Origin of the sequence: Microbacterium sp. SORGH_AS_1204 (genome assembly GCF_030818935.1) — a bacterium.
In the GTDB taxonomy this organism is placed as follows: domain Bacteria; phylum Actinomycetota; class Actinomycetes; order Actinomycetales; family Microbacteriaceae; genus Microbacterium.
The window spans coordinates 1,656,533-1,680,317 of the sequence record NZ_JAUTBD010000001.1; the positions used below are offsets into that span (position 1 = coordinate 1,656,533).

General features: G+C 69.9%; 20 protein-coding genes and 1 pseudogene. 6 read left to right on the plus strand and 15 right to left on the minus strand.

Annotation, left to right across the window (positions count from 1 at the left end; translation table 11 throughout):
• Positions 1-9: 9 nt before the first annotated feature.
• From lnt to QE410_RS07565, 9 genes and pseudogenes are all read right to left on the minus strand, one after another.
• Entirely contained in the window at positions 10-1,623 is a 1,614-nt protein-coding gene (gene lnt, locus QE410_RS07525) for an apolipoprotein N-acyltransferase (protein ID WP_307330026.1), read from the minus strand.
• A pseudogene (locus QE410_RS07530) lies at positions 1,620-4,104 on the minus strand (DEAD/DEAH box helicase). Before QE410_RS07530 ends, lnt begins: the two are co-directional and overlap by 4 nt.
• Complete coding sequence (tatC, locus tag QE410_RS07535; protein WP_307334398.1) at positions 4,101-4,859, minus strand: twin-arginine translocase subunit TatC; 759 nt, start codon at positions 4,857-4,859, stop codon at positions 4,101-4,103. Before tatC ends, QE410_RS07530 begins: the two are co-directional and overlap by 4 nt.
• Before the next feature lie 63 nt (positions 4,860-4,922).
• Positions 4,923-5,177, minus strand: a complete 255-nt coding sequence (gene tatA, locus QE410_RS07540) for a Sec-independent protein translocase subunit TatA (protein ID WP_307330029.1) — start codon at positions 5,175-5,177, stop codon at positions 4,923-4,925.
• A gap of 94 nt (positions 5,178-5,271) precedes the next feature.
• Complete coding sequence (locus QE410_RS07545) at positions 5,272-6,249, minus strand: YafY family protein (protein WP_307330032.1); 978 nt, start codon at positions 6,247-6,249, stop codon at positions 5,272-5,274.
• The gene (locus QE410_RS07550) at positions 6,246-7,238 is read right to left on the minus strand and encodes a YafY family protein (protein WP_307330035.1); all 993 of its coding nucleotides are present in this window, start codon (positions 7,236-7,238) and stop codon (positions 6,246-6,248) included. The genes QE410_RS07545 and QE410_RS07550 overlap by 4 nt, the downstream gene beginning before the upstream one ends.
• Positions 7,239-7,331: 93 nt before the next feature.
• Entirely contained in the window at positions 7,332-8,279 is a 948-nt protein-coding gene (locus QE410_RS07555) for an FKBP-type peptidyl-prolyl cis-trans isomerase (protein WP_307330037.1), read from the minus strand.
• A gap of 9 nt (positions 8,280-8,288) precedes the next feature.
• Positions 8,289-9,308 (minus strand): tRNA (adenine-N1)-methyltransferase, encoded by a 1,020-nt coding sequence (locus QE410_RS07560; RefSeq protein ID WP_307330039.1) that lies wholly within the window; start codon positions 9,306-9,308, stop codon positions 8,289-8,291.
• Positions 9,305-10,003: an HAD family phosphatase gene (locus QE410_RS07565; protein ID WP_307330042.1), complete on the minus strand. Its 699-nt coding sequence runs from the start codon at positions 10,001-10,003 to the stop codon at positions 9,305-9,307. Before QE410_RS07565 ends, QE410_RS07560 begins: the two co-directional genes overlap by 4 nt.
• A 95-nt stretch (positions 10,004-10,098) precedes the next feature.
• Here QE410_RS07565 and QE410_RS07570 point away from each other — a divergent pair, with 95 nt between their 5' ends.
• On the plus strand, positions 10,099-10,965 hold the full coding sequence (locus tag QE410_RS07570; RefSeq protein ID WP_307330045.1) for a PAC2 family protein: 867 nt from the start codon (positions 10,099-10,101) through the stop codon (positions 10,963-10,965).
• Positions 10,966-11,186: 221 nt separating this feature from the next.
• Here the strand turns inward: QE410_RS07570 and QE410_RS07575 are convergent, their stop codons facing one another.
• The 3 genes from QE410_RS07575 to QE410_RS07585 all read right to left on the minus strand — a co-directional run bounded on the left by QE410_RS07575 (position 11,187) and on the right by QE410_RS07585 (position 14,406).
• Positions 11,187-11,885: a coenzyme F420-0:L-glutamate ligase gene (locus tag QE410_RS07575; RefSeq protein ID WP_058231602.1), complete on the minus strand. Its 699-nt coding sequence runs from the start codon at positions 11,883-11,885 to the stop codon at positions 11,187-11,189.
• Entirely contained in the window at positions 11,882-13,207 is a 1,326-nt protein-coding gene (locus QE410_RS07580) for an RNA polymerase sigma factor (RefSeq protein WP_307330050.1), read from the minus strand. The genes QE410_RS07575 and QE410_RS07580 overlap by 4 nt, the downstream gene beginning before the upstream one ends.
• 272 nt (positions 13,208-13,479) lie before the next feature.
• Entirely contained in the window at positions 13,480-14,406 is a 927-nt protein-coding gene (locus tag QE410_RS07585) for a proteasome assembly chaperone family protein (RefSeq protein ID WP_307330052.1), read from the minus strand.
• A gap of 85 nt (positions 14,407-14,491) precedes the next feature.
• On the opposite strand from QE410_RS07585, the gene QE410_RS07590 reads away from it, so the two are divergent.
• Genes QE410_RS07590 through sucB form a run of 3 tightly spaced genes read left to right on the plus strand, consistent with a single transcriptional unit; the run spans position 14,492 to position 19,119 of the window.
• Positions 14,492-15,958 (plus strand): leucyl aminopeptidase, encoded by a 1,467-nt coding sequence (locus QE410_RS07590; protein ID WP_307330055.1) that lies wholly within the window; start codon positions 14,492-14,494, stop codon positions 15,956-15,958.
• Positions 15,955-17,328, plus strand: coding sequence for a dihydrolipoyl dehydrogenase (gene lpdA, locus QE410_RS07595; protein ID WP_307330058.1), 1,374 nt, complete (start codon positions 15,955-15,957; stop codon positions 17,326-17,328). The genes QE410_RS07590 and lpdA overlap by 4 nt, the downstream gene beginning before the upstream one ends.
• A gap of 54 nt (positions 17,329-17,382) precedes the next feature.
• Complete coding sequence (gene sucB, locus QE410_RS07600; protein ID WP_307330061.1) at positions 17,383-19,119, plus strand: 2-oxoglutarate dehydrogenase, E2 component, dihydrolipoamide succinyltransferase; 1,737 nt, start codon at positions 17,383-17,385, stop codon at positions 19,117-19,119.
• A 17-nt stretch (positions 19,120-19,136) separates the two neighbouring features.
• Here sucB and QE410_RS07605 read toward each other — a convergent pair whose 3' ends face one another.
• Positions 19,137-20,216 (minus strand): hypothetical protein, encoded by a 1,080-nt coding sequence (locus QE410_RS07605; RefSeq protein WP_307330066.1) that lies wholly within the window; start codon positions 20,214-20,216, stop codon positions 19,137-19,139.
• Positions 20,217-20,333: 117 nt separating this feature from the next.
• Here QE410_RS07605 and QE410_RS07610 point away from each other — a divergent pair, with 117 nt between their 5' ends.
• Positions 20,334-21,044 carry a DUF4191 domain-containing protein gene (locus tag QE410_RS07610; protein ID WP_307330068.1) on the plus strand — a complete coding sequence of 237 codons (711 nt, stop codon included), beginning with the start codon at positions 20,334-20,336 and terminating at the stop codon, positions 21,042-21,044.
• 50 nt (positions 21,045-21,094) lie between these two features.
• On the opposite strand, the gene QE410_RS07615 is transcribed toward QE410_RS07610, so the two are convergent.
• Positions 21,095-21,523 (minus strand): RDD family protein, encoded by a 429-nt coding sequence (locus QE410_RS07615; protein ID WP_307330071.1) that lies wholly within the window; start codon positions 21,521-21,523, stop codon positions 21,095-21,097.
• A 132-nt stretch (positions 21,524-21,655) separates the two neighbouring features.
• Here QE410_RS07615 and glnA point away from each other — a divergent pair, with 132 nt between their 5' ends.
• Positions 21,656-23,080 (plus strand): type I glutamate--ammonia ligase, encoded by a 1,425-nt coding sequence (glnA, locus tag QE410_RS07620; RefSeq protein ID WP_058231593.1) that lies wholly within the window; start codon positions 21,656-21,658, stop codon positions 23,078-23,080.
• Positions 23,081-23,465: 385 nt separating this feature from the next.
• On the opposite strand, the gene QE410_RS07625 is transcribed toward glnA, so the two are convergent.
• Positions 23,466-23,777, minus strand: coding sequence for a DUF2277 domain-containing protein (locus tag QE410_RS07625; RefSeq protein ID WP_307330075.1), 312 nt, complete (start codon positions 23,775-23,777; stop codon positions 23,466-23,468).
• Positions 23,778-23,785 lie beyond the last annotated feature (8 nt).

Below are 23,785 nucleotides of genomic sequence, written 5' to 3' on the forward strand. Positions count from 1 at the left end.
CAGACGAGTTCAGACGTCGGCCCCTTCGGGGGTCGGCGTCTTTCTCGTTCTGCGAGCGCGCACGCCGACCGCGAGGCCGGCGTACAGCAGGGCGGCGAGACTCCCCCAGCCCAGCACGATCTTCACCGCGGGCCCGATGACGACGGCGGGGGTGAGACCGGTGCGCAGCGGAACGTCGGTGAGCATGTGGCCCGCCGTGTCGATGGGCAGCGCGTCGATGGTCGACCCGTTGGGCGCGATCACCTGACTGGTCCCGACGGTCGAGAGGTTCACGACCGAACGACCGGTTTCGATCGCGCGCATCTGCGCGAACGCGAGCTGCTGCAGGTTCTCGTCGGTGCCGCGGAAGTCGGCGTTGTTCGTCTGGAACATGTATACCTCGGCGCCTTCGCTCGCGCCGTCCCAGACGACGTCGTCGTAGATGACGTCGAAGCAGATGGCCAGGCCCACGTCGACGCCGTTCACGTCGATGAGCGGCGGCGCGCTGCCGGGGGTGTACTCCCGGCCGATCAGTCCGATCAGGTCGGGGGCGAAGGGCTCCCAGAAGGCGCGGTCGGGCACGTACTCGCCGAACGGCACCGGGTGGCGCTTGTCGTAGGTGGCGCCCTGCTGCCCGTCGGCGGTCCACAGCAGCGAGGAGTTGAACAGCTGCGACCCCCGCTCCGTGACCGCCGAGATGAGCAGCGGCGCGTCGACCCGTCGCGACAGCTCCCGCAGCACGCGCGACGTCGTCTCGTTCGCGGTGGGGTCGGAGTCCACCCCGCCCTCCGGCCACAGCAGCACGTCCATGTCCTGTCCGAGCAGCGGGGCGGATGCCGCGAGCTGCGCATCCAACACGGCGCCGCGGGCGCGCTGGTCGAAGTATCCCGCCGGGCCGTTGCCCTGCACCGCTCCCACGCGCATCGACCCGGCCTCGGTCGTGGGGAACTGCGGAACGGCCACGAGGGCGAGCGCGACGAGCGCCGGCGCCGCGGCGCCCAGGTGACGACCGCGATGCCGCCCTCGCGTCGGCCGAAGCCGAACGACCTCGACGGCCGCGGCGCACACGAGCACGACGAGGAAGGACAGCCCCGACATCCCCACCCACGAGGCGACCTCGGCGAACGGACCGTTCACCTGCGAGACACCGATGCGCCCCCACGGGAACCCGCCGTACGGCCACGAACCGACCACCTGCTCGCGCAGCGTCCACAGCCCGGCGACGAGAGCGGGCAGCACGATGACCCGGCCCACGACTCCCGGGGCGACCCGCGGCATCCAGCGGTAGGCCAGGGCGATGGGCACGGCGAACACGGCGGTCAGCAGCGACTCGAGGAGCGACAGCGCCACCCACGGCACGGGACCGAGGTAGCGGGCGGTGAAGAGCAGATTGACCGAGAAGAACGCCGCTCCGAAGAGGAAGCCGACGAGCACGGCCGACCAGAACCGTCGGTCGACGAGGGTGACGAGCGCGAGCGCGACCGCGGGCAGCGCCATGGGCCACCAAGCCAGCGCGGGGTAGGCGGTCACCAGCAGCAGACCGGCCACGACGGCGAGCGGAGCGGCGAATGCCAGACGTAGGAGCGGTTCGGGCGCCGCGGCCGGCGCAGCGGCGCGTCGGCCGCGGGAGGGTGCGGCGCTCATGCAGAGGTGTACGCCACGATGCCGCGGCGCACGGCATCCAGCGCCGTCCGCGCCGTCTTGGCGAGCTTGGGCTCGGCCACCAGCGAGATCTGATCGAGCAGGTCGATCGTCTGCTTCGCCCAGCGCACGAAGTCACCCGCCGCCATGTCGGCGAGGGTCAGCACACTGTCGAGCGGCAGACCCTTCGCCCACGCGTGCATCGCCGGTGCGAGACCCGACGCCGGAGATTCGGAACCGGGCAGACGGTGGTCGCGCTCGAGATCGTCGAGCTGCTGCCACAGGGTCTGCGTGGCATCCAGGGCTCCGCGGAACGCGCCGCGCGGCAGGCCCCGCTCCCCCGGGCCCGCCTCGTCGCGGCGCGGTTCGTACACCAGGCAGCAGGCGAGGGCGGCGAGCGAGGGGGCGTCGAGGCCCTCCCACAGCCCCTGACGCAGCGACTCGGCGACGAGCAGGTCGCGTTCGCCGTAGATGCGGCGCATGGTGCGGCCGGACGGGGTCAGTACGGTGCCGCCGTCTTCGTCGATGCCGACGTACTCGAGGGCCGCGAGCACCTCGACGACGCGGTCGAACACGCGCGCGACGGTACCCGTGCGCTGGTCGATCTGCTGCCGGGTCTTGTCGGTGGAGCGCTTGAGCTTCCAGTACCGCTCCGCCCAGCGCGCGTGCGCCTCGCGGTCGGGGCACGAGTGACACGGATGCCGTTGCATGCGCTTGCGCAGGGATTGGATCTGATTCTGCCGCTCGTCGCGCAGGCGCCGGGGAGCCGTCGCGTCCCGACGGTTGATCTTCTCGAGATCGCTGAGCTCGCGACGGATGGTGGAGTACTCGCGGAAGTCGCCCCGGTCGCACGTCATCGCCTGCTCGTAGCCGGCGAGCGACTCCTCGGCATCCTTCACCTGACGCGCCAGGCCCACGACCGAGCGATCGGCCTGAAACTGCGCGAACGACGACTCCAGGATCTCGCGCGCTCGGGCACGCCCGAACTGGTCGATGAGGTTCACGGCCATGTTGTACGTCGGCCGGAAGCTGGAGTTCAGCGGATACGTGCGGCGCGACGCGAGGGCGGCGACCGACTGCGGGTCGAGCCCCTCGGTGAACTGCACCACGGCGTGGCCCTCGACGTCGATACCGCGGCGGCCGGCGCGACCGGTGAGCTGCGTGTACTCCCCCGAGGTGATGGCGACGCGCGCTTCGCCGTTGAACTTCTCGAGCTTCTCGAGCACGACGGTGCGCGCGGGCATGTTGATGCCGAGGGCGAGGGTCTCGGTCGCGAAGACCACCTTGACGAGCTTGCGGCGGAAGAGCTCCTCGACGACCTCTTTGAACGCCGGGAGGAGTCCCGCGTGGTGGGCGGCCATGCCGCGCTCGAGGTTGTCGCGCCACTCCCAGAAGTGCAGCACGGCGAGGTCTTCGTCTTTGAGGGTGAAGGTCAGCTCGTCGACGATCTGCCGGATCTCGGCCCGTTCCTCGGCCGAGGTGAGCCGCACGTTCGCCCGGCGCAGCTGCTGCACGGCGGCGTCGCACCCGGCGCGGCTGAAGATGAAGAAGATCGCCGGCAGCAGGTGGTTGCGCTGCAGCAGCTCGACGACCTCGGGCCGATCGATGCGCTCGATGCGGGGACCCTGCTGAGCACGCAGCGGCTTGTGTCCGCCGCGGCGCTGATGCGCGTGACGGGGACCCCCGGCGTGGCGTTGCGAGCGGTACTCCTGCGCGCGACGGTTGTTCTCGTACCCGCCGGCGTTGCCGCCGCGGATGCGCAGCAGCTCCTGGTTGACCTGCGCGGTGGCGACCCCCGCGCGGTCGTCGAAGAGCGGCAGCAGATCACCGCGCACGAGCACATGCTGCTCGAGCGGCACGGGACGCGTCTCGCTCACGATCACCTCGGTGTCGCCGCGCACCGTGTCGAGCCAGTCGCCGAACTCCTCGGCGTTCGACACCGTCGCCGACAGCGACACCAGCTTCACCGACGGCGGGAGGTGGATGATCACTTCCTCCCACACCGCGCCGCGGAACCGGTCGGCGAGGTAATGCACCTCGTCCATCACGACGAACCGCAAACCCCGCAGCGCCGGCGAGTCGGCGTACAGCATGTTGCGCAGCACCTCGGTGGTCATCACGACGATGCGCGCCGAGGCGTTGATGTTGGTGTCGCCGGTGAGCAGGCCGACCTCGTCGTCGCCGTAGACCTCTTGCAGTTCGTGGAACTTCTGGTTCGACAGCGCCTTGATGGGCGTGGTGTAGAACGCCTTGTCGCCGGGTTCGAGCATCGCGAGGTGGATCGCGAACTCACCGACGATGGTCTTGCCGGCGCCGGTGGGAGCGGCCACCAGCACGCTCCCGCCCGTCCTCGAGGGCGTGGCATCCGGCGAGCTGGAAGTCGTCGAGCTCGAAACGCTGCATCTCGGCGAAGTCCGCGGTGTGCGGGTGCGTCGAGCGGGCGCTGGCCCGAGCGAAACGCTCGGCCGGACTGGGGGAACTCACGCGATGGGCCCCGATGCCATCTCCGCCGCGACACGACGCGCCTTGCGGCGGTCGAACAGCATCGAGAGCCCGGCCGCGGCGAAGAACAGCACGATCAGGATGCCGGCGAGCATGAGCATGCTGACCACGTCGGCCGCGGGCGTCGCGAGCGCCGAGAAGATCGTCGCGATGAGGATGGCCACGCGCCATCCCTTGAGGATCGCCTTGCCGCTCATGACGCCCGCCACGTTCAACGCCACGAGGAACACCGGCAGCACGAACGAGACGCCCACCACGATCAGCAGTTTGAAGACGAAGTCGTAGTAATCGACGGCGTTGTAGAAGTTCACGCCGCCCTCGGGGGTGAAGCCCCACATGAGTTCGATCACGTGCGGCACGATCAGAAGACCCACCCAGCAGCCCACGAAGAACAGCGGGACGGCGGATGCCACGAAGGCGACCGTGTAGCGGATCTCTTTCCGCGTGAGCCCGGGCATGATGAACGCCCAGATCTGCCACAGCCACACCGGTGCCGACAGGAAGATGCCGATCGAGAACGCGATGCGCATGCGCAGGTCGAACGCCGAGGTCACCGAGGTGAAGTTCAGCGCCGAGAAGTCGTCGCCGCGACGCTCCGCGATGACGCGGATCGGCTCGGTGATGAGGTGGATGATCGGGTCGGTGATGATGAACGCGACCACCATGCCCACCACGAGCGCCGCAGCCGCCCACATGAGGCGCTTGCGGAGCTCGACCAGGTGCGCCCCGATCGACATGCGCTTGTCTCGCCGCGGCCCCTCGGGTACGTCGATGCGCGGCGGTCCGGCCGTGGCCACCGGTTAGACGGTGGGGTCGTTCGACCTGCGCTGCTCCGGCGCCACGGTCGGAGACGTGCCGGCGTCGGTCGGACGCGGGGCCTCGGAGGACTGCGCGGCGATCTCGTCGTCGCGCTTCATCTCTTTCATCTCGCTCTTGAAGACGCGAGCGGACTGCCCCATGCTCTTCGCGAGGGCGGGAAGCTTCGCGGCGCCGAAGAGCAGCAGGATGACCGCGAGGACGACCAGCAGGTGCCATCCGGTGAGGTTGCCGAACATGAGGACTCCTCGTCGTTGTCGGGCGTGGCTCTCAGTCTAACCCGGCGACCTCTTCACAGGCCGGGAAGCGAAGCCGGTCGGTGCACCGGGGCGTTCACGACGATGTCGGCGCGTACTGCGCGAGGCCCGCCGCCGCCCATTCGGCCGCGGCTCGACGCGCGCCGGCGGGCTCGAGCAGCTCGACGTCACCGCCGCGGCGCGCGGCGAGGCGCTTGAGACTCTGCTCGTCGGCGAGGCGCAGGGATGCCACCGAGGTGTCGTCGTCGATCGGCGTGATCTCGGCCCGTTCGAGGTAATCGGCCAGCAACGGAGCCACCGCCCGAGGGAAGCGCAGACGCGCCACCACCTCGTCCTCCGACGGTGCGAAGAGCTCGGGCACCTCATCGCCGCCGTGCGCCGCCGGGATGTCGGTGACGACGGCGTCGCTCACGCGGTCGAGGTGGAACGTGCGCACCGCCTGGCGCAGATGGTCCCAGCCCTGGAGGTACCACTGGTCGTTGGCGATGTGCACTTTGATCGGATCGACCGTGCGGGTGGCCGGCTTCGCTCCGGGCGCGCGATAGGTGAAGGTCACGGCCACGCGCTCGCGTAGTGCGCGGTCGACGACGTCGCGCACCCCGTCCACGGGCCCGGGGGCGACGATGACGGCGGGTGGCGCGGCCGCCGCGCCCCGCGCGAGTTTGCCGAGGAGCCCCGTGACGAGCTCGCTGTCGCCGAACCCGGGCAGACTCCGCGCCAGCTGCAGGCCGGCCAGCAACGCCGCCGCCTCTCGGGCGGTGAGTCGCGGGGAGCGTTCGAGGCCCACCGTGTTGGTGATGGCGATGACATCGTCGCGGTCGAGCAGATCCCAGTCGATGTCGAAGAGGTCGTGCGGCAGCTGCCAGTATCCGCTCTCCCCGGGGAGGCCGATCACGGTCAGTCGCTCGACCATCGCGCGCATCTCCGCGGGCGCCACGTCGAAGTCGGCGGCCGCCTCGGCGACCGGTACCTCGCCCTTGCCCAGCAGATACGGCACGAGCTGCAGAAGAAGCGCCGCGCGATCCAGGGCCGCGACCGGACGCTCCGCGTTCACGCGGCGCCTCCGTGCAGTGCGACGGTCGCCTCGAGCCGACGCACGACCTCGGCGCGGAGGTCGGCGGGCTCCACCACACGCACCTCCGGGCCGTACGAGGCGAGCTCGTCGGCGAAGACGTGCAGGTCGACGAACGGCACGATGATCCCCTGCGGGGCCTCCTCGGCCCGTCGGGCGAGCCGCAGCGCAGCCTCGGTGCCGGGATGCACCTCGAGCAATGCCCGTTGACGGCCGGCGACGGCGTGCAGGCCCGCGAGCGCCCGCTCCCCCGCTCCCAGGCGCAGTTCCGCGGGGAAGGTGGCGCGCGTCACGGTGACATCGCCGACGATGCGCGACAACAGGAACGTGCGGTCGGCATCCATGTTCAGATCGAACCCGAAGACGTGCCACCGTGCCTCGTACTCGAGCAGCGCCAGCGGGCGGATGCGTCGCTCCCGCGGGCGCGCCTCGCCGGGACGCAGGTAGGTGAAGGTCACGACGCGGCACTGCTCGATCGCACGCTGCAGCGCGGGGAACGACGCGTCGCGCACGCGGATGCGGGGGGCGTAGCCGATGATCGGCTCGTCGACGGGGATGCCGAGGGCGCGGATCTTGCGCAGCCCGCTGCGCGCGTCGGCCGACAGCGACTCGCTCCCCCAGACGCTGCCCGCGATGTTGAGCAGCGCGACCTCGGCCGGGCTGAACGAGATGTCCTCGGGCAGGGCGTACTCCGCGGTGGGGACCCGGTACCGCGCCTCGCGGAGATCGTCGGGATCGGTGCGGTTGCCGATCGTCTCGATCGGCACACCGAGGCCTCGCAGGTTCTCCTTGTCGCGCTCGAACATCTTCTCGAGTGCATCTTTCGAAGCGCCCGTCTCGAGCTGTTCCCGGTATCCGGCGACGGAGGCGAGGATCGTGTCCTTCGTCAGACCCTGTTCGGTCGCCATCAGGGCCACGACGAGGTTCACCAAGCGCTCCTCGGGAGCACTACGGAAAGAGGCGGCGGACACCCGCCCATCCTAGGCGTCGCGAGCGGAGACACCGCCGACGAACGTCGTCGGGTCGGCCCGTCGAACAGACCGACGGGTCTCACTCCCGCGGGATCAACCCGCGGTGCCCAGGATGTCGACGACGTACACCAGGGCCGTGCCGGAGGGGGCCCGCAGGATCTGCTGGTCCTGCTCGGTCTGGTCGGCGGGCACCACGATCAGCACCTGCGACCCGACGGTCTGCCCCTCGAGGGCGGAGGCCATCGCCGGGGGCAGCACCGAGACCTGCGCCTGGCCCGGCGCGCCGTTCTTCCACGTGGAGGCGAAGGTCGTGTCGGCGCCCCAGGCGACGCCCTGCACGTGGATGACCACGGAGGAGTCGGCGGTGAGGGTCTCGCCGTCGCCCTTCTTGATGGTCTGCGAGCGCACCTCGGTCGGGGCGTTGCCCGCGGGGATGACCACACCGGGCTGCCCGTCGGGCGCGCGTACGACCGACGGCATGCCCGAATCGGCGTTGTACTGGTCGGCGCCGTCGGCGGCGGGGAGGAAGACCTTGCGCACGTCGAACAGGAAGATCGCGCCCTCACCCTCGGCGACACCGAGGGCCTGTGCGCCCTGCGCTCCGAGATCGTCGCCAGGAATGGCGACGGCGACGCGCGAGCCCTCGGCCACGCACTGCAGCAGGGGTGCCAGCGACGGGACGGCCTGCGTCAGGCGCGGCAGCGGAGTCGCCGTGGCGACGTCGGCGTCGTAGGGCGTCGCCACGAGCTCTTCGCCGGATGCGGCGTCGAATACCGTCACGTCGACGAGGGCCAGCTGCGACTCGGTGGTGATGCGCGGGCCGTCGCCCTCGATGAGGGTCGCGGTGCCCGCCTCCGACGGCACGAAGGGCGACCGCACCGATGCGGTGGGGAGCGTACCGACCTCACCCGGCGCGTCGACGACCGACGCGATCGCGTCGTCGGTGGGCGTCGGGCACGACGAGGCAGCGGATGCCGAGCACCCGACGAGGCCGAATCCGGCCAGGGCGGTCACGGCAACGAGAGCGGGGAGTCTGCGCACCGGAACAGTTTAGGCGGTCGAGCCGGGCTCCCCCGACGCGGCCCCCGCGACGGACTGCCGGACGCCCTCGGCGGACTTCTGCGCCTCGCGCACGCGCTTGCGGAGGTTCTTGTCGGTGATCTCGCGATCGCCCACCGCACCCGGGGTCCACAGCTCCACGTCTTCGTCGCCGTAGCTGGACTTCGACGCGCGACGCTTCACCTCGGGCGGGATCGCACCGGGCGCCAGACGGCGGGCGGTGATGAGGAAGCCGGTGTGCGCGACCATGCGGTGGTCGGGGCGCACCGCGAGCCCCTCGACGTGCCAGCCGCGCACCATCGTCTCGCTGGCATCCGGTTCGGTGAAGAGGCCGGTCGCGCGGATGTACTCGGCCACGCGGCTGAGCTGCGTGGCGGTGGCGATGTAGCAGAGCACCACGCCGCCAGGGGTCAGCGCGTCGGCGGCGGCGTCGATGCATTCCCAGGGCGCCAGCATGTCGAGCACGATGCGATCGACGGATGCCGGGGCCACGGCATCCGGAAGGCTCTCGACGAGATCGCCCACGATCACCTGCCACGTGGCCGGCAGCTCGCCGTGGAAGGTCTCGACGTTCGCGCGGGCGACGTCGGCGAACTCCTCGCGGCGCTCGAACGACAGCAGGCGGCCGGCGGGACCGATCGCCCGCAGGAGCCAGAGCGACAGCGCGCCCGACCCGACGCCGGCTTCGACGACCGTCGCCCCGGGGAAGATGTCGGCCTGCGCGAGGATCTGGGCGGCATCCTTCGGGTAGACGATGGCGGCACCGCGGGGCATCGACATGACGAAGTCGCGCAGCAGGGGACGCACGGCCAGATAGTCGTGCCCGGAGCTGTTGGTGACGACGCTGCCGTCGGGCTGGCCGACGAGGAGCTCGTGTTTGAGCACGCCGTTGTGGGTGTGCAGTTCGCCTTGATCGCGCAGGGTGATCGTGTGCATGCGGCCCTTCGGGCCGGTCAGCTGCACCCGGTCGCCGACCCGGAAGGGGCCGCTCAGGTGGGGGGTCTCGCTCATCGGTTCACTCGCGTTTCAGTGGGGCGGGCCAGCGCGTGCGCAGCGTGCAGGTCGCGCAGGTCGGCGGTCGTGCGGCCCGCGAGGCTCGGCCAGAGGGCGTGCGCGCCGACGCCGTCGAGCGGCACCATCAGCGGCACGCCCAGCGACACCGCGCCGCTGGCGAGAGCCGAGCGCAGGCCGTTGGGGCTGTCTTCGACGGCGACGGTGTCGCGGATGTCGACGCCGAGGACCGCCGCGGCCTGCAGGTAGGGGTCGGGGTGGGGCTTGGGCCGTTCGACGTCGTCGCCCGCGACCACGACGTCGAAGGCCGCGAAATCGATCAGGCCGACGACGGAGAGAGCCATGCGCCGCATCGACATCGTCACCAGCGCCGTCTTGACCCCGTTCGCCTTCAGATCGGCCAGCAGCTCTCGCGCCCCGGGCCGGAACGGCACACCGGTGGTGGCGAGCTGGCGCAGCACCTCGTCGGTGAGGTAGGCGATGATGTCGTCGACACCCCACGGCACGCCCGCGTTCTGCAGCAGGCGCGCGGAGTCCTCGAGGGCGAGGCCCACCATGCCGAGGGCTTGTTCGTGCGTCCACGTGCCGCCGAAGCGTTCGACCAGCGGAGTCTCGGCGGCCATCCAGTAGGGCTCGGTGTCGACGAGCGTGCCGTCCATGTCCCAGAGGACCGCGGCGGGGGCCGGAGAAGTCATCGTTCCATCGTATCGACGGCGGACGGCGGCGCCGTCCGGCCCCTCGCTCGTGCGCCTATTCTGGAAGCCAGCCCCGACGGGGCAGAGGAGGTTGCGTGGACGCACTGGGTCGCCGGATCATCGTCGCTGCTTTCGACGGCTGGAACGACGCCGGAGAGGCCGCGTCGGCGGCAGCGTCCCTGCTGCGCGCCGACGTGGAGTACGAGGTCGTGCACTCGGTCGATCCCGAGCTGTACTTCGACTACCAGTACACCCGGCCCCAGATCGGACTGGATGCCGAGGGGCGTCGCACCCTGACCTGGCCCGAGGCCACGCTGCTGCGTCCGGTCGGCCGTTCGGACGACGCCGAGATCTGGTTGCTCGTCGGTGTCGAACCCGCGCGCGCCTGGCAGGCGTTCGCGGCGGAGTTCATCGACGTCGCCCTGCGCGAAGACGTCACGGGGTTCGTCGCGCTCGGCTCGATGATGTCGGACGTGCCGCACACGCGCCCCATCTCCGTCTTCGCCGGCAGCGACAACGAGGCCGTCCGTCAGTCGCTCGGGCTCGAGCGGAGCCTCTACGAGGGGCCCGTCGGCATCCTGAGCGCCATCGGCCACGCGTCCGAGCAGGTCGGGATCCCCACGGCGAGCCTGTGGGCGAGCGTGCCGCACTACGTCGCCGGCCACACCCCGTCGCCGAAGGCGACCCTCGCGCTGCTGGAACGGCTCGAGTCGATCACCGGCATCACCGTGCCGCGCGGCGACCTCGAGGCCGAGTCACGGCAGTGGGAGGCATCGATCGACGCCGCCGCGGCCGACGACGAAGAGATGAGCGACTACATCCGCCAGCTCGAGCAGACGCGCGACACGTGGGACTCCCCCGAAGCCTCGGGTGATGCCATCGCGCAGGAGTTCGAGCGGTACCTGCGTCGCGGCGGCGAGGGGCCGGCCAAACCCGGGCGCGACGACCCGCCGCGTCGCTGACGCCCTTCGTCGACGCCGTGCCGGCGCCTGCCGTGGGCACCCCGTATGTCGGCGTGTTCGCGCGCTCCCGTTGAGCGTCCCGCCCACCGCTGCGTCGGCGCCTTGCATGCCGCTGCGCCTGTGCGCTGCGTGGCGCCGCCGGGGCGCCCCGGCCGCCGCCCGGCATCCGGAAACGCTCGAGGCCCGCCCCGCGTACGGGACGGGCCTCGAGGGTGGTGCTGTCAGCCGTGGCGGACGATGCCGAGCGGTGTCGACTCGTGGCCCTGGCCGAGCGGGTTGTCTTTCAGGATCGCGACGAGACGCTTCTCGCCGGCCTTGTCCATGGTCGAGCCGAGGATGTTGCCGCCCAGGTCGTTGATGTCGACCACGGCCACCTGCAGGTCGCCGCCGAGCAGCTTCTTGAGGCGCGCGGCGACCTCGCGAGGCCGCTCCGGGCCGAGTACGACGGCCTGGTTGTAGGGCGGAATCGTGCCGCTGGTGGGGCCGTCGATCGCGCGGGCCTTGTCGCCGGCGATGCGGTAGAAGTCGCCCTTGCGGCCCAGCGCCTTGGTGACGGCCGAGACCGCCGCGGCGACCAGGATGCGGGGCGTTCCACACTCGCGCAGCGCCATCTCCATCGTCTCGGGCATGCCCAGGCCGATGCCGTAGGGCGTGCGGGTGACGTACTTCGACAGGAACAGCGCGAGCTTGCGGGGCTTGATCGCGTCGAGCTTGTAGGAGCGGCCCTGCGTGATCGCCACGATCTTCTCGGTGACGAACAGCAGGTCGCCCGGCTGCACGGCATCCTTCGCGTATTCGAGGATGAAGGCGTCGAGGTCGTCGCCCGGCATGACGACCCGCGTGCGGATCGGAATGCGAGCGTACGAGGTGCCCTCGACGGTTCGGGTGAGCGCCTTGCCGGCGTTGGCCTCGCCGCTCATTCGAGGTAGTCCCGGAGCGACTGCGAGCGGCTGGGATGACGCAGCTTCGCCATGGTCTTCGACTCGATCTGACGGATGCGCTCACGCGTCACGCCGAACGTGTCGCCGATCTGGTCGAGGGTCTTGGGCTGACCGTCGCCGAGGCCGAAGCGCATGCGGATCACGCCGGCCTCGCGCTCGCTGAGCGAGTCGAGGAGCGACTCCAGCTGGCGCTGCAGCATCGTGAAGCCGACCGCGTCGGCGGGCACGACAGCCTCGGTGTCCTCGATGAGGTCACCGAACTCGCTGTCGCCGTCTTCACCGAGGGGCGTGTGCAGCGAGATGGGCTCGCGGCCGTACTTCTGCACCTCGATGACCTTCTCGGGGGTCATGTCGAGCTCGCGGCTCAGCTCTTCCGGAGTGGGTTCGCGACCGAGATCCTGCAGCATCTGGCGCTGGACACGGGCGAGCTTGTTGATGACCTCGACCATGTGCACGGGGATGCGGATGGTGCGGGCCTGGTCGGCCATCGCGCGCGTGATCGCCTGACGGATCCACCACGTGGCGTAGGTCGAGAACTTGAAGCCCTTGGTGTAGTCGAACTTCTCGACCGCACGGATGAGGCCCAGGTTTCCCTCCTGGATCAGATCCAGAAACTGCATGCCGCGACCGGTGTAGCGCTTGGCGAGCGAGACCACCAGACGCAGGTTGGCGCCGAGCAGGTGGCTCTTGGCGCGCTGACCGTCGCGGGCCACCCACTGCAGGTCGAGCCCGAGCTGGCTGGTCTTCTCGGCGGCCGACATGTTCGACAGCTTCTCTTCCGCGAACAGGCCCGCCTCGATTCGCATGGCGAGCTCGACCTCTTCGGCCGCGTTCAGCAGCGGGACCTTGCCGATCTGCTTCAGGTAGTCCTTGACCGGGTCTGCCGTGGCGCCGGTGATCTGCGCCGAGTAGACGGGGACGTCTTCGTCGTCGCTGGAGGAGATGACGATCGCGCCCTGGGGCAGCGCCTCGGCCGGCTTGACGGGAGCCTCGTCATCGTCGTCGTCCGACTTCTTCGCGTCGCCCTTGGCGGCGTCGTCGGAGTCATCGGCGTCGTCGCTGTCGTCGACCTCGATCTCGACGTCGTCCTCGTCATCGACGTCCTCTTCGTCTTCGAGGTCGTCGTCGGTCTTCGCCTTGGTCTTCGCCTTGGCGGGCGTCGCCTTGGCTTTGGCGGGGGCCTTCTTGGCGGGAGCCTTCTTCGCGGCCGTCGTCGTCGACGCCGTTACGGTCTCCTCGGAGTCCTCGAGCTCGGTGTCCTTCGCACTCCGGGAGCGGGTCTTGGTTGTCGTGCCTGCCACGTTTCGCCTTTCACCGGGAACGTACGTTGCACGGCCGCCGGTCGTTCTCGGACACTAGTAAGACCCTTGTCAAGTCCCGAGCCGAGGAGCGGGGGCTCCTGGTCCGGTTGACAACGGGTCAGGTTCTTCATTGTCTCACATCCTCGGACCGGGACTTGACGCGGACCGGGGATCTATGCGTAGACAACGCTCCGCGACATCCATGCATTCCCGGATGCCGGTGACCTGGCATCCGATGATCTCGGGGCGACCGCGGGATCGGCGCGAGAGGCTCAGCCGAGCTTGCCGCGGCGATCGTCGTCGCCGGGGCGCGACGCGAGGAAACGCTCCAACTCGGCGGCGAGTTCGTCGGCACTCGGCAGATCACCGGTGTGGATGATCGGCGTCGCCTGGGTGGAGCCGGCCATGTACGCGTCGTAGCGCTCCTCGAGGTTCTCGAGCATGCGCGTCAGTTCGTCGCTGGCTTCGACCTGCTCGGTGACCTTGGCGAGGAACTCGCGGTTCTCTTCGCGGAGCACCTCGCCCGAGAAGACGAGTCCGGTCGCGACGGTGAGGCTGTCGAGGGCGGCCAGAGCCGCTGCCGGGTACTCGGTGTCGCCGAGGTAGTGCGGAACGAGGAGTGCGAAACCCGCCACCTTGGCGCCCGCTTCGGCGAAGCGGTACTCCAGCAGATGCCCCGCCGTGGAGGGGACTTGCGTGTGCGGACGCCACACCGAGTGCGCCTCGGCGAGGTCGGGACGCGTGCCGCTGACGGTCGTGCCGATGGGGCGGGTGTGCGGCACCGGCATGGGGATGGCGTGGACCCAGGTGATCGACGACACCTGCAGCCCGGCGGCGAGTTCGAGGACCGACTCGGCGAACGCCTCCCAGAGGAAGTCGGGCTCGTACCCCGCGAGCAGCAGGAACGGCGCACCCAGCGAATCGTGCGCCAGCGACAGCTCGAGACGCGCGGGGCGGTAGTCGGTGAGGTGGTCTTCGACGAAGGTGATGAGGGGACGGCGAGCCCGGTAGTCGAGCAGCGTGTCGTTGTCGAAGACGACCAGCGGATTCGGGTCGAGGTCGTTGCGGAAGTACTCGACCAGGCGCGTCACCGCGCCGCCGGCGTCGGTGAACCCGGTGAGCGAGATCACCAGCGGCAGGCCCGACGGCACGGGCGGCGCCGTGGGGGCACGGTCGTACAGCGGTGCGGATGCGGGCATACGACCACTTTACGAGCGGTCGCGGATGACTCGGCCGCGGTGCGTCCCGCTGCTAGCGAACACACCCGAACCTAGGATGGATGCCATGCCCTTCCCCTCTGTGGCGTACACCGACGCCCCCGTACGCGAGTCCGACGCCGACGCGATCCTGCTGATCGTCCCGACCCTCTCGGAAGGGGCACCCGACCCCTACGGATGGGACGGCCTCGGCGCCGCGCTGACGGCGGTCGGCTTCACGGGAGCGACCGGTTCGTTCCAGCGTGTGCACGTACCGGGCGTGCAGACGCCGCTCGCTGTCGCGGGAGCGGGCACCGACCCGGGGGAAGCCGCCCTGCGGGATGCCGCGGGCGTGGGCCTTCGCCAATTGACCGGTTTCGCGCACGTGGCGGTCGAGGCGCTCATCGACGCCCCGTGGCGCCCGCTCGCCGAGGGCGCGGCCCTCGGCGGCTACCGCTTCGCCGACTACAAGAAGAAGTCGCCCAAGGCGCGGGCCGCCCGCGTGAGCGTGGCCGCCTCCGCCGCACCGTCGGAGGCCGACGTCGCGGCCGTGGCGGCCATCGGCGGTGCCGTGGCGCTCGTGAAGGATCTCGTCACCACCCCGGCCGAGTGGCTCGGGCCCGCCGACTTCGCCGACGCCGCCGTGAAGGCGGTGGACGGGCTGCCCGTCGACGTCGAGGTGCTCGACGAGACCGCGCTGCGCGACGGCGGGTACGGCGGCATCCTGGGCGTGGGGCAGGGCTCGGATCGCCCGCCCCGTCTCGTGCGACTCGACTACTCCCCCGCCGGTGCGGTGCGTCACGTCGCCCTCGTGGGCAAGGGCATCACGTTCGACACCGGTGGTCTCTCGCTCAAGCCGGCGGCATCCATGGTCGGCATGAAGTACGACATGTGCGGCGCGGCGACGGTGCTCGCCGTGCTGAAGGCCGCCGCCGAGATGCAGCTGCCCGTGCGACTCAGCGTGTGGTTGTGCATCGCCGACAACATGCCGTCGGGTCGGGCCACCCGCCCGGGCGACGTGCTGCGCACGCTCGACGGCACCACGGTCGAGGTGCTCAACACCGATGCCGAGGGGCGTCTCGTGCTCGCCGACGGCCTGGCTGCCGCGAGCCGTGAGAAACCCGACCTCATCGTCGATGTCGCGACGCTCACCGGCGCCATCACCGTCGCCCTCGGCAACCGCCACACCGGCGTCATGGGAGACGACGATGCGGTGGCCTCGTACCTGGCCGCGGCCGGCCGTGCCGCCGAGCTCGCGTGGCAGCTCCCGCTGCCCGACCACATGGTCGACGACCTCGACTCCCCCATCGCCGACCTGCAGAACGCGAAGATCGGTGACCCGGCCGGAGGCTCGCTGTTCGCAGGCCTCTTCCTCCGGCACTTCGTCGGTCGTGTCTCGGAAGACGCCGACGCCGCCCGCATCCCGTGGGTGCACCTCGATATCGCGGGTGTCGGCATGAACAAGTCGGCGCCCTTCGGATACACCGACAAGGGCGTGACCGGCGCAACGGTGCGCTCGCTCGTCGAGATGCTCGCTGCTGAGGCCGCCCGATGACCGACTATACGGCCGACGTCGTCGTCCTGGGCGGTGGAAGCGGCGGGTACGCGGCCGCTCTGCGTCTCGCCGAGCTGGGCAAGGACGTCGTCCTCGTCGAGAAGGACAAGCTCGGCGGCACGTGCCTGCACCGCGGGTGCATCCCCACCAAGGCGCTGCTGCACGCCGGCGAGGTGGCCGATGCCGCCCGCTCGGCCGCCGACATCGGCGTCGAGGTCACTCTCGGAGGAATCGACCCGGTACGCGTGCGCGCTTACCGCGAGGGCATCGTCGCCAAGAAGTTCAAGGGCCTCGAGGGGCTGATCTCCGCCCGCGGCATCCGTGTCGTCTCGGGTGAGGGCGCGCTCGAGGCGGGCCCCGCCGTGCGCGTCGGAGACGACCTGTACCGCGGCGCCGACGTCATCCTCGCCACCGGCTCCTACAGCCGGAGCTTGCCGGGTCTGGAGATCGGCGGCCGCGTGCTCACCAGCGAGCAGGCCCTCGATCTCGACGTCATCCCGGAGCGCGTCATCGTGCTCGGCGGCGGTGTCATCGGCGTCGAGTTCGCGAGCGTGTGGCGCTCGTTCGGCGTCGACGTCACCATCGTCGAGGCGCTGCCGCACCTGCTCCCCGCCGAGGACGTCTCCTCCAGCAAGGCGTTGGAGCGGGCTTTCCGTAAGCGCGGCATCGCATTCCAGCTGGGCCGACGCTTCGCCTCGCTGACGCAGACGGCGGATGCCGCGACGGTCACGCTCGACGACGGGTCGGAGCTGTCGGCCGACTACGTCCTCGTGGCCGTCGGCCGCGGCCCCGCCACTGCGGGCCTCGGATACGAGGAGGCGGGGGTCGTGCTCGACCGCGGCTTCGTGCAGACCGACGAGCGCCTGCGCACCGCCGCCGCGCACGTCTGGGCCGTGGGTGACATCGTTCCCGGCCTGCAGCTCGCCCACCGCGGGTTCCAGCAGGGGATCTTCGTCGCCGAGGAGATCGCGGGTCTCTCGCCCGTGCTCGTTCCCGACGTCGACGTCCCGCGCGTCGCGTATTCGCACCCGGAGGTGGCCTCCGTCGGGCTCACCGAGGCCCAGGCTCAGGATCGTTATGGATCCGAGGCCGTGAAGGCGTACGAGTACAACCTGGCCGGCAACGGCCGCAGCGAGATCATCGGCACGTCAGGCATCGTCAAGATCGTTCGCCGGGTCGACGGGCCCGTCGTGGGCGCGCATCTCGTGGGCGATCGCGTCGGAGAGCTGATCTCCGAGGCGCAGCTCGCCGTCGGCTGGGAGGCGCACCCCGAAGACATCGCGCCGTTCGTTCACGCGCACCCCACCCAGAGCGAGGCGCTCGGCGAGGCCTTCCTGGCCCTCGCCGGCAAGCCCCTGCACGCACTCTGACCGCCAACCGGTCACTAAGCTAGATACCGCATCCGGTACGAAGGAGACATATCCATGAGCACTTCCGTCGTCCTCCCCGCTCTCGGCGAGAGCGTCACCGAGGGAACGGTCACCCGCTGGCTCAAGCAGGTCGGTGACACCGTCCAGGAGGACGAGGGCCTGTTGGAGATCTCGACCGACAAGGTCGACACCGAGATCCCCTCCCCCATCTCGGGAGTCATCGAGGAGATCCTCGTCCAGGAAGACGAGACCGTCGAGGTCGGTGCCGTCCTCGCCAAGATCGGTGACGGCTCGGGTGCCGCGTCGTCCGACGATGCCCCGCAGGCCGCTCCGGCCGAGCAGGAGTCGGAGCCGGCTCAGGAGGCCGCGCCCGCCGAGGCCGCTCCGGCTGAGCAGGCTGCTCCCGCTGAGCAGTCCGCCCCCGCCGCCGGTGGCGACTCGACCGAGGTGAAGCTCCCCGAACTGGGCGAGAGCGTGACCGAGGGCACCGTGACCCGCTGGCTGAAGGCCGTCGGCGACGATGTCGCCGTCGACGAGCCGCTCCTCGAGATCTCGACCGACAAGGTCGACACCGAGATCCCGTCGCCGGTCGCCGGCACGCTGCAGGAGATCCTCGTTCAGGAAGACGAGACGGTCAACGTCGGCGCTGCGCTCGCGCGCATCGGCAGCGGCGCGGCCCCCGCCGCGCAGCCCGAGGCGCCCGCTCCGGCCGCGGAAGAGAAGCCCGCTGCTCCCGCCGCGGAAGAGAAGCCCGCCGCTCCCGCCGCGGAAGAGAAGCCCGCCGCTCCCGCCGCCGAGGAGAAGCCTGCTGTTCCTGCCGCCGAGGAGAAGCCGGTTGCTCCCGCTGCCGCCGCGTCGTCGAACGACGACATCACCTACGTGACCCCCCTCGTGCGTCGCCTCGCGCAGCAGCAGGGCGTCGACCTCTCGTCGGTGATGGGGAGCGGTGTCGGCGGTCGTATCCGCAAGGAAGACGTCTTGAAGGCGGCGGAGGCGGCCAAGTCGGTGCCCGCCGCGTCGTCGGCACCCGCGGCCGCGGCTTCGGCCGCCGCTCCGGCCCCCGTCGAGGTCTCGCCGCTGCGCGGCACGACGCAGAAGATGTCGCGTCTGCGCAAGGTCATCGCCGAGCGCGCCGTGGCGTCGATGCAGGCCACTGCGCAGCTGACCACCGTGGTCGAGGTCGACGTGACGAAGGTCGCCGCCCTCCGCGATCGTGTGAAGGGCGAGTTCCAGCAGAAGACCGGCGACAAGCTGTCGTTCCTGCCGTTCTTCGCGATCGCCGCCATCGAGGCGCTCAAGACGTACCCGATCATCAACTCCACGGTCGAGGGCGACGAGATCGTCTACCCCGCCCAGGAGAACATCGCGATCGCGGTCGACACCGAGCGCGGTCTGCTCACCCCCGTGATCAAGGAGGCGGGCGACAAGAACATCGCGCAGCTCGCTCGTGAGATCGCCGACCTGGCGGCACGCACGCGCGACAACAAGCTGAAGCCCGACGAGCTCGCGGGCGGCACGTTCACGCTGACCAACACCGGTTCGCGCGGCGCGCTGTTCGACACTCCGATCGTCTTCCTGCCGCAGTCGGCCATCCTCGGTCTCGGCGCCGTGGTGAAGAAGCCGGGCGTCGTGTCGGTCGACGGCAAGGATGCGATCTCCGTGCGCTCGTACGTGTACCTCGCGCTGTCGTACGATCACCGCACGATCGACGGTGCCGACGCCGCCCGCTTCCTCGGCGCGGTCAAGGCCCGCCTCGAGGCGGCGCAGTTCGAGGGCGACCTCGGCTACTGACACCGCTGACCACCGGCTCATGATGGCTGGTCCGCGCCCCCGACGGCGCGGACCAGCCATCGGTCTTTCTGCCTCACGATGGTCACGTAGTGCGCTGTCGACTCGACCGTGAGGCGCACGACGAACACCCCGCCGAAGTCGTCGATCAGCTCGATGTCGGCCTCCGCCGCGCCGGCGGGGAGCGGTTCTCGCAAATCGGCCGAGATGTCCGTGAACGAGGTCACGCAGGCGACGTCGTCGGCGCACCGGTCGACATCCGCGAAGAGGGTACGCGCGATCTCGACGGGGTCGTCGGACGGCGCAGGAGCAGAGCTGCGCGATGGGGCGGTCGAGGCGTCCTCCTCGGCCTCCCCCTGCACCGGGATGGAGGGGGTCGTCGTCGGAACCGACGCCGTCGACGGCCCCGCGGTCGGAGCCGCGACGCGGATGACACCCGCGGGGAGGCCGCCGGGGTCGGATGCCCTTTCGTGGTTCGGCTGCGGCCACAGCAGCACCGCCGCGACGATGATCAGCGCGGCGGCCGCACCGGTCATGCCGAGTCGTACCGCTGGCGAGGTGCGCCACCGCTCGCGGAGATCTCGCAGCGCCTCCTGCACGGTGAGCGCCAGGTCCGCATCGACGAGCGCGAGTACGCGCGACACCGGCGCGACGGTTTCGGGTGCGGGGGGCGGGGGCGGCTCGCCGCCGACCGGCGTCAGCGGGCCGAGGATGAGCGGCAGGGGGTCGGCGTGCTGGAAGAGACGCCTTTCCAGCGATTCCCACTCCCGCGGCGGCAGGGTGAGCACGCTTTCTCGCGCTCGCGCCAGGATGCCGCGCGTGGAGTCGTCGGACGCGTTGGCCGCGACCCTCTCGAGGACGTCGGCCGTTGCCGCGACGGCATCCGGACCGTCCCCCTCCTCCCGCACGATCGGACACCCGTCCGCCCGGAGCCACCACCGCGTGCCCACGAACGTCCCGGTCGCCCGGCGGCACCCGCGCAGGAGCGCGACGGCCGCGGTCACGGCCTCACCCGGAGCGAACGGGAGGTTGCTGCGCGCACGACGATCGAGATAGGCCTCGAACGGCTCGGCGAGAACGGATGCCGGGGAATCGCTCATTCCCCGATGGTCTCGGACCGAGGCCCCTGGCCGCGGCGTGACGACACCCGATCGGGGATGGTCGGCGTGATCAGGAGGCTGGGGAGGAGGGGGCGGCGGCGAAGATAGAATCGACCCATGGCCGCTCGCACTTCCACGCCCGAGAAGCGTCCGGGCTTCTTCTCGCAGCTCAAAACGCTCTACACCTTCACCCAGAAGGAGTACCGGTGGCTGCCGTTCCTGCTGGCGGGCATCGTGCTCGTGGGCATCGCCCTCGGCGTGCTCATCGGCTTCCTGATCCCACCGCTGGCGGTCTGGAGCATCATCCTCTGGGGTGTCACGGGCCTGCTGGCCGGCATCCTGGCCTCGATGATCACCATGACGCGTCTGTCGACCACGGCGATGTATAAGAAGATCGACGGGATGCCGGGGGCCACCGGCCACGTGCTGTCGTCGTCGCTCGGCCGCAACTGGCAGGCGTCGGAGACCCCCGTCGCGGTGAACCCGCGCACGCAAGAGGCCCTGTACCGCGCCATCGGGCGTGGTGGTGTCGTCCTCATCGGCGAGGGCAACCGCAGTCGTCTGACCCGTCTCGTGGGCGAGGAGCGCGGTCGCGTGCAGCGTGTCGCCTCGGGCGTGCCCGTCACGGTTCTCTACGTCGGTCACGGCGACGACGAGGTGCCGATCGCCAAGCTCGCCTCCTCCATCAAGGCGCTGCCCAAGAAAGTCGATCGGGCCACGATGGCCGCCGTCATCAAGCGCGTGTCTTCGGTCTCGCAGGGCCTGTCGTCCTTGCCGATCCCGAAGGGCGTCGACCCGACGAAGATGCGGTCGCCGCGACCACGCTGACCCATGACATGACGAAGGCCCCCGCCGGTGCGGGGGCCTTCGTCATGTCATCAGGTGCGGACGAGGACGGTGTCGACCGCCTTGTCGTGAAGGCCGCGTTGATCGGCGTCCCATACGACCGCGGGGATGATGAGTGCCAGGAGCACCGTGCGCACGATCGGCCGCCATACCCCCACCCATCCCCCGGCTGCCCGTTCGAGACGCATGCCCATGATGCGGTGGCCGGGGCTTCCCCCGATCAGCGGGATGAACAGGATCTGCACGGCGAAGAAGATGACGTTGGCCGCGACCGGATTCGCGAACGGGACGCCGGTCACCGGATCGGGGGTCGAGAAGAAGGCGAAGCCGACGAGCCCGGCGCTCGCGACGTCGATCAGCAGAGCGGCGATCCGGCGGCCCGGGCGGGCGATGGAGCCGCGTCCCTCGCGGGGAAGGCCGAGCCGCTGGCCCGGGTATTCGTACTCGGCGGGTGCGGTCACGGCATCCACAGTAATCGGCTCCGCGTAACATGCCGGAAACATGCGAGATATCGCCGAGACACCGGTTCTGTATAGGGTCGAGGAGGCTGGGCGAGGCCCGCCAATCCCGAATGTTCTACCTCTGGAGTCTTCATGTTCAAAGATTCGTCCGAGGTGCTCAAGTTCATCCAGGACGAGGACGTCAAGTTCCTCGACATCCGCTTCACGGATCTTCCTGGTGTGCAGCAGCACTTCAACATCCCCGCCTCGACCGTCGACGAGGAGTTCTTCACCGTCGGACAGCTGTTCGATGGCTCGTCGATCCGCGGGTTCGCGAACATCCATGAGTCGGACATGCAGCTGATCCCCGACGTGACCACGGCGTACGTCGACCAGTTCCGCGAGGCCAAGACCCTCGTGATGATCTTCGACATCTACAACCCGCGCAACGGTGAGATCTACTCCAAGGACCCGCGTCAGGTCGCCAAGAAGGCTGAGAAGTACCTCGCCTCCACCGGCATCGCCGACACCGCGTTCTTCGCCCCCGAGGCCGAGTTCTACATCTTCGACGACGTTCGTTACGAAGTGAAGCAGAACTCGAGCTTCTTCTCGGTCGACTCCGAGGAGGGCGCCTGGAACACCGGTCGCGTGGAAGAGGGCGGAAACCTCGCCAACAAGACCCCCTACAAGGGCGGCTACTTCCCGGTCTCGCCCGTCGACAAGACGGCCGACCTGCGCGACGACATCACGCTGAAGCTGATCGAGGCGGGCTTCGCCCTCGAGCGCTCGCACCACGAGGTCGGCACCGGTGGTCAGCAGGAGATCAACTACCGCTTCGACACGATGCTGCACGCGGCCGACGACATCCTGAAGTTCAAGTACATCGTCAAGAACACCGCCGAGCTGTGGGGCAAGGTCGCGACCTTCATGCCCAAGCCGCTCTTCGGTGACAACGGCTCGGGCATGCACACCCACCAGTCGCTGTGGAACGACGGCAAGCCGCTGTTCTACGACGAGACCGGTTACGGCGGCCTCTCCGACATCGCGCGCTGGTACATCGGTGGTCTGCTGGCGCACGCGCCCGCCGTCCTCGCCTTCACCAACCCGACCCTCAACAGCTACCACCGTCTGGTGAAGGGCTTCGAGGCTCCGGTCAACCTGGTCTACTCGGCCGGTAACCGCTCCGCGGCCATCCGTATCCCGATCACGGGCACCAACCCCAAGGCCAAGCGCATCGAGTTCCGCGCCCCCGACGCCTCGGGCAACCCGTACCTCGCGTTCGCGGCGCAGCTCATGGCCGGCATCGACGGCATCAAGAACCGCATCGAGCCCCACGAGCCCGTCGACAAGGACCTCTACGAGCTCCCCGCCGAAGAGGCCGCGAACATCCCGCAGGTTCCGAACTCGCTGCTCGACTCGCTCGAGGCACTGCGCGCCGACCACGAGTTCCTGCTCGCCGGTGGCGTCTTCACGCAGGAGCTCATCGACACCTGGATCGAGTACAAGATCGAGAACGAGATCCAGCCGATGGCCCAGCGCCCGCACCCCTTCGAGTACGAGCTGTACTTCGGGGTCTGATCGCCTCAGCATCACGTCGACGCCCGTCCCCGCCGTTTCGCGGGGGCGGGCGTCGTCCGTTTTCGACGCGCTCGCGTCATCAGCCCGTTCGTCAGAGGCACCCCGCGGATCTGCCGCGGATCGTCGACGTCTTCTGATCGGCTGGTCAACGATGCGGGAGACGACGGAAGTACCCCTCCCCACGACGGTGCGAGAGCGGCGTCTGCCGATTCCCTCGAGTCCGTCGAGGCAGAGGCCGTCACGCTCGCGTTCACATCGGCGGTGGCCGAGGTCCATCAGCTGAGCGGCCCGCTGACCGCAGTGCCCGAGGACACCGGCATCCCGGATCTGGAGAGCGCCGACGCCACTCCCCTGTTCGAGCGCTTCGCAGAGGGGTGAGCGCGTTCTACCCGGCTCGTTCGGCTCTCTTCTGCTCCTGGAACACCCGGATCGCTTCGTATCGTTCGGCAGAGCGCGCCTGGCGCTTGGCGGCCTCGACCTCGCGGACTTTCGGGGGCGCGGCGGTGACGAGGCCGTCGAGGAGCACACGAACGGATGCCGCGATCTCGGTCACGGCGTGATCGAACACCGCCTGGTTGGCCCGCGACGGGGTGGTGGTGCCGACGATCTTGCGCACGAACTGCAGCGCGGCGTCGTGGCACTCGGCATCCGTCGCCGGAGGCGTGAAGTTGTGCAGGGGAACGATGTTGCGGCACATGTCCGACA

Coding starts and splice junctions, on each gene's coding strand:
- QE410_RS07565 (WP_307330042.1), bottom strand. CDS start 10,003: ATGACTTCTCCGGCCCCCGCCGCGGTCCTCTGGGACATGGACGGCACG.
- tatA (WP_307330029.1), bottom strand. CDS start 5,177: ATGTTCGGCAACCTCACCGGATGGCACCTGCTGGTCGTCCTCGCGGTC.
- sucB (WP_307330061.1), top strand. CDS start 17,383: ATGAGCACTTCCGTCGTCCTCCCCGCTCTCGGCGAGAGCGTCACCGAG.
- QE410_RS07625 (WP_307330075.1), bottom strand. CDS start 23,777: ATGTGCCGCAACATCGTTCCCCTGCACAACTTCACGCCTCCGGCGACG.
- QE410_RS07575 (WP_058231602.1), bottom strand. CDS start 11,885: ATGAGCGGCGAGGCCAACGCCGGCAAGGCGCTCACCCGAACCGTCGAG.
- QE410_RS07590 (WP_307330055.1), top strand. CDS start 14,492: ATGCCCTTCCCCTCTGTGGCGTACACCGACGCCCCCGTACGCGAGTCC.
- glnA (WP_058231593.1), top strand. CDS start 21,656: ATGTTCAAAGATTCGTCCGAGGTGCTCAAGTTCATCCAGGACGAGGAC.
- lnt (WP_307330026.1), bottom strand. CDS start 1,623: ATGAGCGCCGCACCCTCCCGCGGCCGACGCGCCGCTGCGCCGGCCGCG.
- QE410_RS07560 (WP_307330039.1), bottom strand. CDS start 9,308: ATGAGCGAGACCCCCCACCTGAGCGGCCCCTTCCGGGTCGGCGACCGG.
- QE410_RS07585 (WP_307330052.1), bottom strand. CDS start 14,406: ATGCCCGCATCCGCACCGCTGTACGACCGTGCCCCCACGGCGCCGCCC.
- tatC (WP_307334398.1), bottom strand. CDS start 4,859: ATGTCGATCGGGGCGCACCTGGTCGAGCTCCGCAAGCGCCTCATGTGG.
- QE410_RS07605 (WP_307330066.1), bottom strand. CDS start 20,216: ATGAGCGATTCCCCGGCATCCGTTCTCGCCGAGCCGTTCGAGGCCTAT.
- lpdA (WP_307330058.1), top strand. CDS start 15,955: ATGACCGACTATACGGCCGACGTCGTCGTCCTGGGCGGTGGAAGCGGC.
- QE410_RS07610 (WP_307330068.1), top strand. CDS start 20,334: ATGGCCGCTCGCACTTCCACGCCCGAGAAGCGTCCGGGCTTCTTCTCG.